Annotated in this window: 13 protein-coding genes and 1 tRNA gene; 6 read left to right on the plus strand and 8 right to left on the minus strand. The window is 58.2% G+C overall.

What is annotated here, in order from left to right:
- The first annotated feature begins 43 nt into the window (after window positions 1-43).
- From H598_RS0102565 to H598_RS0102575, 3 genes are read left to right on the plus strand one after another with little or no spacing between them, the layout of a single operon-like run.
- Window positions 44-1,213 (plus strand): TonB-dependent receptor, encoded by a 1,170-nt coding sequence (locus H598_RS0102565; protein WP_028111612.1) that lies wholly within the window; start codon window positions 44-46, stop codon window positions 1,211-1,213.
- On the plus strand, window positions 1,197-2,108 hold the full coding sequence (locus H598_RS0102570) for a metal ABC transporter solute-binding protein, Zn/Mn family (protein WP_028111613.1): 912 nt from the start codon (window positions 1,197-1,199) through the stop codon (window positions 2,106-2,108). Before H598_RS0102565 ends, H598_RS0102570 begins: the two co-directional genes overlap by 17 nt.
- Entirely contained in the window at window positions 2,101-2,892 is a 792-nt protein-coding gene (locus H598_RS0102575; protein WP_028111614.1) for a metal ABC transporter permease, read from the plus strand. The genes H598_RS0102570 and H598_RS0102575 overlap by 8 nt, the downstream gene beginning before the upstream one ends.
- A 43-nt stretch (window positions 2,893-2,935) precedes the next feature.
- On the opposite strand, the gene bfr is transcribed toward H598_RS0102575, so the two are convergent.
- Together bfr and H598_RS0102585 are read right to left on the minus strand one after the other, a co-directional pair.
- Window positions 2,936-3,412, minus strand: coding sequence for a bacterioferritin (gene bfr / locus H598_RS0102580; protein WP_028111615.1), 477 nt, complete (start codon window positions 3,410-3,412; stop codon window positions 2,936-2,938).
- A 103-nt stretch (window positions 3,413-3,515) separates the two neighbouring features.
- Window positions 3,516-3,764 (minus strand): (2Fe-2S)-binding protein, encoded by a 249-nt coding sequence (locus tag H598_RS0102585; RefSeq protein WP_342663219.1) that lies wholly within the window; start codon window positions 3,762-3,764, stop codon window positions 3,516-3,518.
- Between the two features lie 95 nt (window positions 3,765-3,859).
- Here H598_RS0102585 and H598_RS0102590 point away from each other — a divergent pair, with 95 nt between their 5' ends.
- Window positions 3,860-4,072 carry a DUF6494 family protein gene (locus H598_RS0102590; RefSeq protein WP_035414993.1) on the plus strand — a complete coding sequence of 71 codons (213 nt, stop codon included), beginning with the start codon at window positions 3,860-3,862 and terminating at the stop codon, window positions 4,070-4,072.
- On the opposite strand, the gene H598_RS0102595 is transcribed toward H598_RS0102590, so the two are convergent.
- The 6 genes from H598_RS0102595 to rsgA all read right to left on the minus strand — a co-directional run bounded on the left by H598_RS0102595 (window position 4,066) and on the right by rsgA (window position 11,766).
- Entirely contained in the window at window positions 4,066-4,977 is a 912-nt protein-coding gene (locus H598_RS0102595; protein ID WP_035414995.1) for a D-2-hydroxyacid dehydrogenase, read from the minus strand. The two genes, H598_RS0102590 and H598_RS0102595, sit on opposite strands and share 7 nt — an antisense overlap.
- Window positions 4,978-4,999: 22 nt before the next feature.
- A complete protein-coding gene (locus tag H598_RS0102600) occupies window positions 5,000-5,722 on the minus strand; it encodes a glycerophosphodiester phosphodiesterase (RefSeq protein ID WP_028111619.1) in 723 nt (240 codons plus the stop codon).
- Between the two features lie 21 nt (window positions 5,723-5,743).
- On the minus strand, window positions 5,744-8,896 hold the full coding sequence (locus H598_RS0102605; protein WP_035414997.1) for a mechanosensitive ion channel domain-containing protein: 3,153 nt from the start codon (window positions 8,894-8,896) through the stop codon (window positions 5,744-5,746).
- Window positions 8,897-8,979: 83 nt separating this feature from the next.
- Window positions 8,980-9,837, minus strand: a complete 858-nt coding sequence (locus H598_RS0102610; protein ID WP_028111621.1) for a DMT family transporter — start codon at window positions 9,835-9,837, stop codon at window positions 8,980-8,982.
- Window positions 9,837-10,697 carry an archaetidylserine decarboxylase gene (gene asd / locus H598_RS0102615; protein ID WP_028111622.1) on the minus strand — a complete coding sequence of 287 codons (861 nt, stop codon included), beginning with the start codon at window positions 10,695-10,697 and terminating at the stop codon, window positions 9,837-9,839. The genes H598_RS0102610 and asd overlap by 1 nt, the downstream gene beginning before the upstream one ends.
- Window positions 10,698-10,716: 19 nt before the next feature.
- Window positions 10,717-11,766 carry a small ribosomal subunit biogenesis GTPase RsgA gene (gene rsgA, locus H598_RS0102620; protein ID WP_028111623.1) on the minus strand — a complete coding sequence of 350 codons (1,050 nt, stop codon included), beginning with the start codon at window positions 11,764-11,766 and terminating at the stop codon, window positions 10,717-10,719.
- Window positions 11,767-11,886: 120 nt separating this feature from the next.
- Here rsgA and orn point away from each other — a divergent pair, with 120 nt between their 5' ends.
- Complete coding sequence (orn, locus tag H598_RS0102625; protein ID WP_028111624.1) at window positions 11,887-12,432, plus strand: oligoribonuclease; 546 nt, start codon at window positions 11,887-11,889, stop codon at window positions 12,430-12,432.
- A gap of 176 nt (window positions 12,433-12,608) precedes the next feature.
- Window positions 12,609-12,684: transfer RNA gene (locus tag H598_RS0102630), tRNA-Gly, on the plus strand.
- The last annotated feature ends 11 nt before the right edge of the window (window positions 12,685-12,695 follow it).

Genomic DNA, 12,695 nt, shown 5'->3' on the forward strand with positions numbered 1-12,695 from the left:
CCCCCCCCCCGTGGGCGAGGCTTAGTGCAACTTAGGATAAAAAATGAAATTGAATGCTGTAATGGCAGGCTTGGTTGTAGCCTGTGCACACTCCGTGGCCGTAGCTGCCGAATCTCCAGCGATCAGTGTGATTCTGGATGGCTACTATCAGGACGGCGATCGCGCCCTGGGCGCCCGTGAAGATGGCTTTGGCCTGGGTGAAACCGAACTGGCGCTCAGTGGTGCCATCGACGACCAGTTCTATGGCAAGGCCACTGTGGTGCTGGCCACCGAAGGCCGCGACACCGAGGTGGAGTTGGAAGAGGCGTTTATTCAGACTCTGGCGCTGCCCGCTGGCTTCTCCATGCGAGCCGGCCGCTTTACCGCCGATCTGGGCTACCTCAACAATCAGCACCTGCACACCGATTCCTTCGTAGAGCGTCCGGCGGTGTACCGCGCCTTCCTGGGGGGCCACTACTTTGATGATGGCCTGCGTCTGAACTGGGTGGCTCCGACCGACGTGTACTGGACCCTGGGTCTGGAAGGTTTCAGTGGCGACAACCTGCAGGCGGAAGGTCTGGAAGACCCGAAATCCGTTGGCGTCTACCACCTGTACTCCAAATTCGGCGGTGACTGGGGAACCGATCACAGCTGGCAGCTGGGTCTGTCCTGGTTGCGTAACGAAAACGGCCAGGGTCACCTGGAGGAGCACGAGGAGGAGGAGCATGCCGAGGAAGAGGCTCATGCCGACCATGGCCACTCTCACAGTGCCAGCCTTACCGGCCGTGACCTGTATGTGGTGGATGCGGTGTATAAGTGGGCGCCTAACGGCAACTACAAGAACAACTTCCTGACCCTGTCCGGCGAATACCTGTACATGGACAAGCCGTTCGAACAGGCCGGTGGAGAAGAGAACATTCCGGGTAACTACGATGGTTGGTACCTGTCTGGTGTGTATCAGTTCAACCCTAAGTGGTCTGCGGGTCTGCGTTATGGCGAAGTCAGCTCTGCCATGGCCCATGAAGAGGAGCACGATGGCCATCACCATATCCACTTCGAAGATGGCAAGCTTAAGGAAACTGAGGCCATGGTGGCCTGGCATAACAGCCACTTCTCCACGATTCGTCTCCAGTACACCCATCAAAGCGATGATCTTTACGAGTCTGCCGATGACCACATCGTGACTCTGCAATTTGTCATGGCATTAGGAGCTCACGGTGCGCATCAGTTCTAAACTGTGGATGCCTGCCATGGCGGCGCTGCTTGCAGCGCCCCAGGTATGGGCCATGAATATCTTTACCTGTGAGCCGGAGTACGCGGCTCTGGCTCAGGAACTGGCGCCTGAGGCGTCGGTGTTCAGCGCCACGTCGGCGATGCAGGACCCCCATCATGTGCAGGCCAGACCCAGCCTGATTGCCAAGATGCGCCGGGCGGATCTGGTGATCTGCGCCGGGGCCGAGTTGGAGATCGGCTGGCTGCCGATGCTGCAGATGAAGGCCAATAACCCGGACGTTCGCGATGGTCAGCCTGGCATGTTCTATACCGCCTCGGTGGTCGATACTCTGGGCAAGCTGGATAAGGTGGATCGCAGCATGGGCGACGTCCATGCTGGTGGTAACCCGCATTTCCATTTTTCGCCGTCGAGAATGCAGACCATCGCCGAGGCGGTCACCGCCAAGCTGGTGGGACTGGATCCTGACAATCAGACCCAGTACCAACAGCGGCTGGCGGATTTCAGTCAGCGCTGGCAAACAGCCACCGCTGAGTGGGAGCGCCGCGCGGCACCGCTGAAAGGCAAAAAGGTGATCGCCTATCACTCCAGTTTCCAGTATCTGTTTGATTGGTTAGGGATGGAGCAGGTCGGTGATCTGGAGCCAAAGCCGGGCTTACCGCCGACGACGGGCCACCTGGCGCAGCTGCTGCAACAGGCCCAGACCACGCCTCTGATGGCGGTGATCTACACCGGTTATCAGGATGGCCGCGGTGCGCAGTGGCTGGGTGAACGGGCCGGGATTCCGGTGGTGCAATTGCCCTTCGGGCCGGGTGTCGATGGTGCAGAGGATCTGTTTCAGCTGTACGACACCAACCTGAATTTGCTGCTGGCTGCACTGGGCGCTGACGATGTTTGATCTCACCATGTTCAGCATTCTGCTGCCGGCCCTGGCGGCAGGATTGCTGGTGCTGGCCAGTCATGTGGTCATGGGGCGGCAGGTGCTGGCCCGGGGCATCATCTTTATCGACCTGGCCATTGCTCAGATCGCCGCCCTGGGAGCGGTCATCGCCTCCACGAATCATGAGCTGGCGCATCTGCCAGCGGTGAACCTGTGGATGCCGGCGGTGTTCGCCCTGTTAGGGGCTGGTGTGATTGCGCTGTTGGAGAAACACGCCAAGGGCGAACTGGAGGCGATGATCGGCTGCCTGTATGTGCTGTCGGCCGTGGCCGCCATGTTGGTACTGGCCAAGGATCCCCATGGCGGTGAGTTGCTGAAGCAGTTGCTGTCCGGTCAGATCCTATGGACTGACTGGGCGGCATTGAAACTGCCGGCACTGGCGACGGTGGGGGTGCTGGGGCTGCTGTGGTGGCGACCGTCACTGATGAGTGGCCGCGCCTTCTACCCGCTGTTCGCGGTGATGATTACTTTCTCGGTACAGCTGGTCGGGGTCTACCTGGTGTTCTCCAGTTTGATTCTACCGGCACTGGCGGTGAACCGCTTAAGCGGAGGCCGAGCTGTGATGTGGGGCTATGGCTGTGGCATCAGTGGCTATCTGCTGGGGCTGTGGCTGTCTGCGTCCTGGGATCTGCCGTCGGGCGCGACCATTGTCTGCACCCTGGCCGGTGTGTCTCTGGCGGTGCGGCTGTTGCTGAACCGCCGCACCCGGTTGAATGCCTCCGGACACGGCGTTAACGTGTAACCCCAATGACGGCGGTCAGGGATGACGGCCGTCGGTCACCAGGCTACTCCTCTTCGATCATCTGTGCCTGGTTGTAGTTTTGGATGCCGACCTTTTCAATCAGGTCCAGCTGGGTTTCCAGCCAGTCGACGTGCTCCTCCTCCTCCTCCAGAATGTCCTGCATCAGATCCCGGCTGACAAAGTCACGAATGGACTCGCAGTAGGCGATGCCTTCCCGAAGATCGGGAATGGCGTCCATCTCCAGGGCCAGATCGCACTCGAGCATCTCTTTGGTGTGTTCACCGATGCGCAGTTTTCCCAGGCTTTGCAGGTTTGGCAGGCCTTCAAGAAACAGAATTCGTTCTATCAATTTGTCGGCGTGTTTCATCTCGTCGATGGACTCGTGGTACTCCTTTTCGGCGATGCGATCCAGGCCCCAGTCCTTATACATTCGGGCATGGAGAAAATACTGGTTGATGGCGATCAGTTCGTTGAACAGAATCTTGTTCAGATGGGCTAAGGCTTTGGGGTCCGCTTTCATGATGGGCTCTTCTGCTGAGGGTAGAAATTAAGCATAGAAGAGCGGCCTGACCTGTCAAAGCAGGCAAGCGAGGGGGGCAAGGGCGTTATTGAGTCTTTGGGAATCAGGCCACTTCGTAGTAGCAGGGTTCCGTGTTCATCTGCGACTGAATTACCTCCAGGGTGGTTTGAATGCAACGACCGCATTCACTGCCCACACCGAGCTTTTGCTTCAGAGTCTTAACGTCCACAGCACCATCCGATACCGCTTGGCGAACTTGTTTTTCTGTAACGGCGTGGCAGATGCAAACGTACATGGTGCAGAGAACCTCATTAACGACTTTGCGGAAATTGTAAATGCTAATAATTCTCATGTCCAATTCGTTTTGGGTGTAAATTTGGCGCTAGTTAGGTTTTGTAGTTATAAAAATATGTGAGGTCGATCTATAAGAGTGAAAGGAACTGAATGATGAGTGTTGATAAAGAAGCTTTAAATCAATCTATTAGACGCTTTTTGAAGGAAGTAGGGATCAAATCCCATCAACAGCTGGAACAGCAGATCCTGGCTGCGGTGGAAGCGGGGCATACGGCAGCGACCATCGAGGTGTCGATGACGCTGTCGTTGCCGTCTCTGGATTACACCACCACCATCCGTGGTCAGTTGCCGGTGCGGGATCAGTAACCCCGTTGCCACTGAAACTGGTGCAGCAGAGGTCGGCCGTCGACAAAGCGATAATAGTTGTCGATGACCTGGTCACAGACCTGCTCCGGCAGGCTGACGGCGGCCACATGGGGGGTCACACTGATGCCTGGGTGATGCCAGAAAGGGTGGTCGGCGGGCAGAGGTTCTTGTTTGAACACGTCCAGGAACGCATGGGCGATGTGATTGGCATCGAGCGCCTGCAACAGGGCTGCTTCATCGATGGCACTGCCCCGACCGACATTAAACAACAGGCAACCTGCCGGCAGTTGCTGCAGTACGGTGGCTTCGAGCAGCCCTCGAGTTTCGGCGGTGTCCGGCAACACACTCACCAGCACCTGGGCCCGGTTTAGGGTGGCATTGGCGTCGTCGAAGCGGCAGACGGCATCAAACTCTTCTCTGGCTTCGCCGCTGCGGCTGACGCCCAGTACCGTCATGCCGAAGGCGCGGGCGACGGTGGCGATGTGTCGAGCGATGTCGCCGGTGCCCAGGGTGACCAGAGTGGTGCCGGCCAGGCTGGCGTAGGGCTGGGGCTGCCACTGCCGTTGTCGTTGTTGCCGGGCCAACTGCGGCAGATGCCTTAGGTGGCTGAGCAGGTGGCCAAATACGTATTCGCTCATCAGCGGGCCGAACAGACGGCGAACGTGGGTAAGGCAATAGTCCTTCGGTAGCCCCGGCGCCAGCAGGGCATTGACACCGGCATAGGTGCTGGCCAGCCAGGCCGGTGCTGGCAAGCTGGCCAGTTGTTCAGCGGCCAGCGCCGGATCCGCCAACCAGATGTCGGCCTGTGCCACCTCGGTCGCAAAGGTCATTCCAGGTAGGTGAGCGTTCGCTAACAGCTCGCGGTAACGTTCATTTTGATTGGTCAGCAGTGCCAACGACGGCATAGTGATGGACTCCTCGAATAGCTCAGGACCAGACGTATCCCGGTGCGACGGTGTGTGAACCCAGAGTGGCCCTGGCTTGATCCGGCAGGTTGGAGAAGACGCCATCCACCCCTTGTCGCTGCAGTTCCAGCATATCTTCCGCTTCATCGACGGTATAGACAAATACCTTCAGGCCCCGGCGCTTGGCATCGGCAATGAACTCGGGTTCGGCAAAATTAACGTCGATGTGGACTGAATAGGCGCCCATCTCTTCGGCAAATCGTGCATAGCCCAGGGGGCAACTGGCGGTCAGAGCGCCGATTTTCAACTCCGGCTGCTGTTGCTTCAGGCGCATCAGCTTGGGGTGGTTAAAGGAGGAGATCAGAAACTGCTGAGGTTGGTAGCCCAGATGCCGTTGCGCCTGGGACAACAACTCAATCAGGGGCTGATTGGTGTTGCGGCCCTTGAGTTCAATGTTGAGATCGCAACGACCATTGATGCATTCCAGCACCTGCCACAAGGTCGGCACCCGCTGTCCCTGACCGGCATCCAGATTGGCCAGAGCGGCCAGGGTGGACTGGTGCACCAGCCCATGGCCATCGGTATGGCGCTGCAGCCAGCGGTCGTGAATCACCACCAACTGGTCTTCCACCCGGTGGACGTCGAGTTCGATGGCGCAGGCACCCAGCTCGATGGCCTTTTCCATCGCCGCCAGGGTGTTTTCCGGTGCCAGCCCACTGGCGCCACGGTGTGCAATGATGAGCATAATCGGTCCTTGCAGACGAAGTTATCGAATCAGATTGCCACTGTTGTCGACCATTTCAGCCTTACTTTTCAGTTGAATTTCCATCTGAGGGTAAGCCATATCCACCTTGGATTCACGGAACTTCTTGATGATCAACTGGTGCAGTCGATGACGCAGTGGCCAGCGTTTGCCCATCTCATCGGTGTAGACGCGAATCTCGTAGTCCTGAGTGTGGGAACCAAAGCCTGCGAAGTAGATCTCGGGTTCCGGTTGCGCCAGCGCATGGGGGGTCTCTTTGACCGCCTGATGCAGCAAGGCCTCGACCAGGGCTGGGTCACTGTCGCGGGAGACGCCGACCTTGATGGTGACCCGGGTAATGGCGTCGGACAGCGACCAGTTGATCAGCTGTTCGGTAATGAACGCCTTGTTGGGCACGATGATCTCTTTGCAGTCCCAGTCGACGATGGTGGTGGCCCGGGTCTGAATCTTGGAGACGTTGCCGGTCAGATCGCGAATGGTGACGGTATCGCCGATGCGAATCGGTTTTTCAAACAGGATGATCAGGCCGGAGATGAAGTTAGCGAAAATCTCCTGCAGGCCAAAGCCCAGACCTACCGACAGCGCCGCCACCAGCCATTGCAGTTTGCTCCAGGCCAGCCCCAGAGTGGAGAAGGCGGAGATGGTGCCGATCAGCAACACCATGTAGCGGCTGATGGTGGTGATGGCAAAGCCGGTGCCGGGAGACAGTTCCAGCCGCTGCAGGATCACCAGTTCCAGCATGCCGGGCAGGTTGCGGGCGGTCATCAGGGTAAAGCCCAGAATCAGGCCGCCGGCCAGTATTGATTGCAGGGTTATGGGCACCGCTTGTTCGATGCCGCCGATCACCTCGTTGCTGGTCCACAGCACAATGCCGTCCAATGAGCTAAACACCGCCGGGTGCGTCTGGCTCCAGACCCCCAGCAGCGTCAGGATAAACGCCAGAATCATCAGTGACCGTACTAGCCCCAGGGATTGGGTGGAGATGGTATCCAGATCGATCTGGGGATCTTCCAGCGGCTCCAGGGGGTCATTGCCCGGCTCGTTGCGTTCCTTCTCACGCTGGGCCAACACTTCAGCCCGCTTGGCTTTGGCCCGCTCAAAGGCCAGGCGACGACGCTGAATCAACATCCAGCGTTTGATCATCAGGTGGGCCAGCATAAAGCCGATGGCCAACAGCACCGTCAGTTGCACCTGGGTCAGCACCGAAAAGGCGGTGAAGTAATAGCCCTGCACGGTCAGAACCAATGCCACCAGTGGCACCAGAATCAGGGCCAGCCACACCAGCCGCTCCAACAGGTGTTGATTGGGACGGGTCTTGGTGTGGTAGATGTGGTACTCATCGACAATTTTAATCAGCTTCCAATAGGCGTACGCCAGCACGGCGCAGAACAGCAGGAACGCCGCCCGGCCCAGGCTGTTGCTCAACAGGGGCACTTCGCTCTCCTGGCAGAAGCGCACCAGCATCAATAAGGGGGCCGAGGTAAACAGCAGCTGTTTGAAAAAGGCGATGTTGCGCTGCACCAGCGGCGGATGACGCCGAAAATGGGCGATGAACAGACCATCAGGTCGACTCAGTTGGTGGAACAGCCAGAACAGGTACAGCAGCAGCACCCCCGCCAACAAGCCGGACCCGATGGCATGGGTAAAGGGCAGCTGCACCTGTTGCTGCAGCTTCCAGGCGGCGGCAATCAGCGGCGCCGGAATGATCAGGCTGTAGGCCATGGCGGCCATCAACGACTTGAAAGAGGCGCTGAAGCGATCGTGGGTCACGTTGCCGACGTAGCGAGCCTGGTGCTGGCGCAACTGGGCATAGGGACCACGCAACAGATCCTGCAGCACCAGGGTCAGCACCATGGCCACCAGCCAGACCGACCACCAGTCGTTGTTGTCATCGATGGCCCGCGACAGCTCCTGCCAGCGATCGGTGGTCAGCAGCCAGTGCACGCTGCCGATGACCTGGGAAAACCAGCTGGTGTCGATGGATTGGGCGTTGGGCAACCAGAACATGCGTTCGCTGATCAGCTGCACCAGCTTGTCTTCCAGTTGCTCCGCTTCGTGTCGCAGTTGATTCAGCCGCGACAGCTCAACAACCTGCTGTTCCAGCGCCGACTGCAGCTGGTTGAGTAGGGTCAGTTGCTGTTGCCATAGCGGTGCGCGCTCATCGGTGGGGTACTGCCGAAGCTGATATTCCATGTCCGCCTGGCGTTGCTCGATGTCAAATTTTTGCACCCGTGAGCGGCTGATGTCGTGATCCAGTACCGGCGATTGCTGTTGACGCTCCAGTTGCCGCAGTCGCTTGAGCAGGCTGGCGCCGAAGGTGGCGTCTCGGGTCATCCACTCAAACTGCTCTTTGATCTCTTTTAAGCGCTGTCTCTGTTTCTGGTAATGCTGCTCGAGCAGTTGCTGCTGCTGCACCAGGGTCTCGGTGGTGGTGTTGACCGAGGCCAGCTGGCGGGCGAGGTTGGCATTGGTGTCGTTCAACTGCTGCAAGGCCGGATTGCTGCTAACGGCCTGGGAGCTGTCGTTGAGGGCCCGTTCACTCTGCTGCCGTCGCTGCTGATTGGCTTGCTGGTTCAGGGCCTCAATCAGTCGCTCCTGGGCCAGCAGCTGAGCCCGGACCAGTTGTTGGCGCAGCTGGGTCAGTTTCAGCTCCAGCGGTCGGCTTTGCTGCTCCAGGTTGAGGCTTTGCTGCCACTGCTGCAGGTACTCCAGCCGTTCGGGCATCACATTTGGGGTGTCACTGGCCAGTTGCTGCTGCCCTTCCGCCTGCTGAAGTTCCAGCTTAATCGCGTCGAGGCGATGCCGTAACTGATCCACCTTGTCGCCAAGGGCATCGAAACTGCTCTTAAACTCTTGCAGCAGGTTATGGGCCAGCGACAGCTGTTGAGACAGTGGCTGAGTCGGGTCGACCTGTGGCTGGGCCGGGGATTGCAACTGAGACAGGATCTGTTGCTGCAGCACCGCAAAATCGTCCAGCTGACGCTGGAAGCCATGGGCTCGCTGAATCTCCACTGCGGTCGCTTGTTGCCACTGGGCCGGAGTCAGGGGTTGGGAACTGTCGCTGGCCGGGGTCAGCTTTTTTTCCAGGGAAAACGGGGCCGCGGTTACCGATGAGATAACCAGCAGGGTGAAACAGAAACTGAGTATGCGCCACATGATCGATTTAAGGGAGTTTGCAGGGCTGTAAGGGCTGCCCCAATGGTAGCCGACAACGACGGGTGTGAATACTGATTTTGCGCCTATTTTTGATTCTTGGCCGTGCTTTGCAGATGGGTTTCCAATAGTGCGGTGCAGACCACCAGCGTGCCACCGAGCAGGGTCTGCCAGTTGGGCCACTGGGCCAGCAGCAGCGCCGCCAGGGAGACGCCGTACAGCGGTTGCAGGCAGCCGACCAAGCCAACGGTTTTGGCGCTCAGATGGCGAAGGGACTGAGACATCAGGGCGTGGGGTAAGGCGGTAAACACCACCGCCAGTAACAGCAACAGCCCCAGATCGCCGCCGGGCAGTGACAGCGGCTGCTGACTGACAAAGGGCAGCAGCATCAGTGCCGCTACGCCGGTCTGATAGGCCATGGTCGTGGGGCCGTCATAGCCGCTGAAATAGCGTTTTTGCAGCAGGTTGCGGGCGGTAAACAGCGCCGCCGAAACCGTACCCAGCAATACGCCGGTGGTGACGTCGTTGTCCAGAGACGGGGCGGGGATCAACAAGGCGATGCCCGCCAGCACCACCACACCGCTGAGCAGGTCGCGACGGTGAATGCGCTGGCGATTGAGCAAGGGTTCGGCGATGACGGTCATCACCGGGTAGGTGAAAAAGGCGATCATGCCGATGGCCACATTGGAGAACTGCATGGCGGCAAAATAGGTCACCCAATGCAGGCCGACGATGACGCCCAGGCCAATGACGATGCCGTAGTCCTGCCATTGTCGCAGTTTGAGGTGGCCACGGCGTCGGCTGACGAACAGGCTCAGTACCACCGAGGCGATGGCCGCTCGAAACGCCGTAATGTCGGTGGCGGGAAGTGGTAATAGATTGGAAAACAGGGCGGTGCCGCCGAACAGCAGTACCGCCAGGTGCAGTTGCAGCAGGGGCGTCATTAACGCAGGGTGGCCATGGGCTGCCCCAGTCGAGTGGTGGCTCCGGGTTCGAAGTCGTCGTCGAACTGCGCCAGCATCTCTTTGCCAAACAGGGCGATGATGGTGCTGCCCAGTTTGAAGCGTCCGAGTTCATCACCTTTGTTGAGCACGATGGCGTTGTCACCCTCGGCCGGATAGTCCCAGCTGAACACATGGGGGCCGGTAGGGGGCGTAACGGTGCCAGCCCAGACCGTTTCAATGCTGGCCACGATGGTGGCGCCCACCAGCACCATGGCCATGGGACCGTGGTCGGTATCAAAGATGGTAACCACCCGCTCATTACGGGCAAACAACCCAGGGACGTGGGCGGTGGTCAGCGGGTTGACCGAAAACAGATCGCCTGGCACGTAGATCATCTTGCGCAAGGTGCCGGTCATCGGCATGTGAATGCGATGGTAGTCGGTGGGCGACAGGTACACGGTGGTGAACTGGCCGTCGTGGAACTTGGCTTCGTCTTCACTGGTGCCGGCCAGCAGGGTTTGCAGGCTGTAATCGTGGCCCTTGGCCTGGAACAGGCGGCCGCCCTCGATGGGACCAGCCTGGCTGACGGCGCCGTCTACGGGCTGGACAACGACCTTATCGCCTTCGGCAATCGGTCTAAGTCCGGGCTTCAACTCCCGGGTAAAGAAGTCATTAAAGGTTTTGAACGCCTTGGGGTCGCTGTGAAGCGCTTCATCCATGTTGATGTTGTAGCGCTTGATGAACCAGTTAATGAATGCCTGAGTCAGCGGGCCGGCTTCGGAGGCGGCAAAGCTGCCCACCAGCCTTGATACGGCGTGCTTTGGCAGAATGTACTGGAGGTTTACTTTCAATTTGTCCAGAGACACGGTAGTTCCTTTGTTATTTTCGGTCCAGGGGATCGCTGCTTTGACGCGTGGGGCGATCGGTGGCCATGGTCTCAATGATTCTGTGGTAATTACTGAATCGCTGTTGACTGATTTTTCCTTGTTCTACGGCCTGTTGCAAGGCGCAGCCAGGATCATTTTGGTGCTTACAGTCTCGAAAGCGACAGCTGCCCATCCATTCTCGAAACTCTTTAAAGCCCCAGGTCACCCGCTCGGTGTCCAGATGCCACAGGGCAAATTCCCGAACTCCCGGCGAGTCGATGAGATCGCCACCACCGGGGAAGTGGATCAGTTTGGCGGTGGTGGTGGTGTGCTGGCCCAGGCCGCTGACCTCTGAGATTTCACCCACATCCAGTTCGGTTTCCGGCATCAACGCATTGATTAGGGAGGATTTTCCTACTCCGGACTGGCCAACAAAAATGCTGACGGTGTCTTTCAGTTGTTCCCGGAATGCCTCTACGCCTTCGCCGGTGTGGCTGGAGAGCAGAAAGATCGGATAACCGATCGCCCGATACGGCGCCAGTACCTGATCCACCTCTTGCCGGCCGGCGTCGTCCAACAGATCGATCTTATTGAGCACCAGTACCGGTGGAATGCCGGTGTCTTCGGCAGCCACCAGGTAGCGATCGATGATCTGGCTGGACAGATCCGGGCGCACCGAAGAGACGATGTAGATCTGATCGATGTTGGCGGCCACCACTTTAACACCGTCGTAGTAATCCGGCCGGGTCAGGGCGGTGCGGCGGGGGTGAACCGCTTCAACGACACCACTGATCCCCTGCAGGTGCTCCTTGCCCTGGCGCCACTCAACCTCATCACCGGTCACCAGGCTGGTGATGGTTCGGCGCAGGTTACAGCGGTGAACCGTGCCATCTTCGGCTTCGATATCGGCATGCTGGCCATAGCGGCTGATGACCCGGCCGATCATCTGGGTGCCCAGTTGGTCGCTGTCCCACTCCGGTTCCTGTCGCTTCAGTCGCTTTTGCTGATTCGCCCTAACCCGGCGAATCTGCCCTTTTGTCAGTTTCTTTTTGCCTTTGCTCACGCGTATTTTTAACCTTGCTCACGCCAGAGTCGTGATCTCACTAAGTTGGCCGAGGGTGAAGTAAAACGGGTATCATACTACTAATAGCATCAAAAATACTGGAATTGAGGTAAATAGCCTATGTCATCGGACCCGAGTAATCTGATCTGGATCGACCTTGAGATGACCGGACTGGATCCGGAGCAGCATTGCATCATTGAGATAGCCACCATAGTGACCGATGCTCAATTGAATGTGCTGGCGGAGGGCCCGGTGATCGCCATTCATCAGCCGGACTCTGAATTGGCGAAGATGGATCAATGGTGCACCGACACTCATGGCAATAGCGGTCTGACCAAGCGGGTGCAGCAGAGCCCCATTACCGTTGAAGAGGCGGAGCGTCAGACCCTCGAGTTTCTGCAGCAATGGGTACCGGCAGGCGTGTCCCCCATCTGTGGCAACAGCGTCGGCCAGGATCGCCGTTTCCTGTATCGCTATATGCCGTTGCTGGAACAGTATTTCCATTATCGCTACCTGGATGTCAGCACGGTGAAGGAGTTGACGCGCCGCTGGAAACCGGAGGTGTTGAAGGGCTTCACTAAGCAGGGAACCCACCTGGCGTTGGATGACATTCGTGAATCCATTGCCGAGTTGGCTTATTATCGAAGCGAAGTTTTTAAAATTTGACCACTTAAACCAAATTTATTTGTCGGGGGTTGCAGCGTGGCGATTTTCGCTTATAATGCGCCCTCGTTTCCTGACGCAAGTGGGGAAACAAAGTGAGGCGACACTAGCTCAGTGTGGTATAGAAGGTAGTGCAACCTACTTTGATACGCACAGAGTCAGTTAGCAACACAAGTGAGGCGACACTAGCTCAGCTGGTAGAGCGCAACCTTGCCAAGGTTGAGGTCACGAGTTCGAACCTCGTGTGTCGCTCCAAATTTTCTGCG

Source organism: Ferrimonas kyonanensis DSM 18153, assembly GCF_000425405.1.
Taxonomy (GTDB): Bacteria; Pseudomonadota; Gammaproteobacteria; order Enterobacterales; family Shewanellaceae; genus Ferrimonas; species Ferrimonas kyonanensis.